This is a genomic window from Bartonella sp. MR168JLCBS, from assembly GCF_042194175.1.
Genome location: NZ_JBHIMP010000019.1, coordinates 13755 through 16160 on the forward strand (window position 1 = coordinate 13755; position 2406 = coordinate 16160).

1 protein-coding gene is annotated in these 2406 nt (G+C 48.6%); it reads right to left on the reverse strand.

All coding sequences use genetic code 11. From position 1 onward, the window contains the following. On the reverse strand, positions 1-2406 hold a 2406-nt coding region (locus ACFIK8_RS08240), incomplete at both ends, for a filamentous hemagglutinin N-terminal domain-containing protein (protein ID WP_375669162.1).

Consider the following 2406-nt stretch of genomic DNA (forward strand, 5'->3'; position numbering starts at 1 on the left):
ATGCACAGTGATTGCGCCATTGCTTGCTATCGTACCACTATTGGTTAAATCACCATGGCTGGTCAGTTGAAGGTCACCACGCTCAATCTCTATGTGCCCTGCTTGGATCACACTATCAGCAACAATATTAACTGCCCCTTGCGTAGAAATGAGACCATCAACATTCTCAAAACTGCCCACATCAATGTGCAAACCATCCCGCGCTAAAACATGCGCACCTTCATCATGTGTAGCGTTTTGTTGGTCTGAATTTGTCGTTTCAGCGCTTTTATTGACAAAAGATGTTGCAACAATCTTCATCTCACCGGCTAAAGCACTGAGAAGACCAGCCTCATTATTTATATGACCAGCACGTGTCTCTTTCAGCCCACCAATGCTGAGAGCCTCTTCAGCAATAATTCTGCCCTGTGTGTTGGTCAGATTACCATCACTGAATAGATCCATAGATTTTTTGGCGTAAATCAGCCCACTATTGCTGACATTCCCTGCCACATTGAGGGCAACATTCTCACCACTAGAGCCAAGCACACCGGCATTGTCTAATTGCCCTGCGATCACAACAAAAACACCACCACTTTGAAGGACACCTTCGGATGTATTCTTCAGAAAGGCTTGTTGCGGATCGACGCCTTCTTGTGCACTTACCATCAAATGCAAATCATCGGTTGCAATAAACGTCCCTTGATTGGTAAATGCACCAATATGAGCATCGACACTCTCACCGCGCATTGTGCCACTATTTGCGACCCCATCACGCACTTGAAGGGTTAATGCTCCCTCTTGGGCTTCCACAGTCCCTGCTTGGGTTAAAGCATCAGCACTTAAAACCACATCATAACTTAAAATCGTGCTCTCTTGAGAGGTTGTGAGCATGCCACCCGCTGTCAATGCAACCTGCTGCATACTGATAATATCACCCGTGTGATTGAGAGCACCATGGGCATCCAGCGTTATCTCCCCATTGGACAACACAGTGCCTTCTTGGATCAGGGCACCGTGATGCGCATAAAGGTCAATTTTTTGCTCTGCCACTAAGCGCGCACGTGATGTAAGCTCTGCCGCTTCCACCAAAAGAGAGCCGCCGGCGCTATAATGTCCAGCGCCTACAGTGAGCGCATCATCGGCGCTCAAGACAATATTCCCCTTGGCACCAATATGGTTGTTTAAAGCGGTGATTTGATTGGTTTCAATGGTCAGATCGCCAAGGGAAGAAACCCCTGTTTGATCATTATCTTGCATACGACTTAGATCAATTGTTGCTGCTTGGATCTCTAAAAGATCACCGGCTGCTATCCGCCCATTCCCCGCCTCAAGCTTTGCTGCCTGTAAGTACAAAGAACCCGTCGCTGACTGTTGACCATCACTCCCAATACCGCTTGCTAGAAGAGCATGAGACTGGAGTTTGATCACATCGGCGTGCACATCAACAGCACCGCTTGCCGCAACGCGAGCTTGCTCAGCCAGTTCAACATGCTTCAAAGCCTTCAGTTCAACCGCTTCTTCTGAAAAAAGCAAATCTTTTACATGCACACTATCGTGGTGAGAACGCGCTTTTACCGCTCCTTTGGCGCGTGCTTTGGCAATCACCAGCTTGCCATCACTTGTCAATCTCATGGCGCCTGCATTGGCAACCATGTCTCCTCGCATCTTAACGCCGGCACCTTTATCATTGGCAATCACGCGGATCTGCCCCGCATACATTCCACCAAACTCACTGGAATCAATCGCCAATTCTGGCTCTTTGCCATCAGAGCCAAGAGAAGTTGCTTCGCGCTTGTGATAATCAAAATGATTGTGACCAGCGATAACAGCCAAATCCCCCTTGACCTGTATAGGACCCCCGACACTGATCTTGCGTGAAACAAGATCAAAAATATCTAATGAACTCCCATCAGCCCCACGAGCGCCTATGGTGATATCACCACCCTCAACACGCAACCCACTCAAAGCCCCATCGGCTCCAATAATCGGTTGTCCGGTCGATAAAGTCACCCGTGGTGTATTGATAAAACCACAACCGTTACAGGTAATCCCATTGGGGTTGGCGATAATAACATCCGCCATATGCCCGTGTACTTCGCTCACGCCTTCAAGACGCGAGCGATTGGCACTCACCACTTCATTAAGGATAACCTTTGCTGCACCGCTATAACGCAAATTGCCGTTGCCTGGCACCAATCCCCCAAGCTGTGAACGCGAGACTTCCTCAGTCGAATTGTTCAAAATCACGCCATGGGTATCAACATTGAAACTGTCATATTTGTTATGAGAAAGACCCTGTCCATTGGGGCGAACAATATCAATCAGCGGCACATCATTGCCGGCTTTCCCCACCGTGGGGCGGAAAACAGAGCCAACCCCATCAGCTGCTTTAATCCCTTGGCTCTCTTGTGCAACAGGACTTCG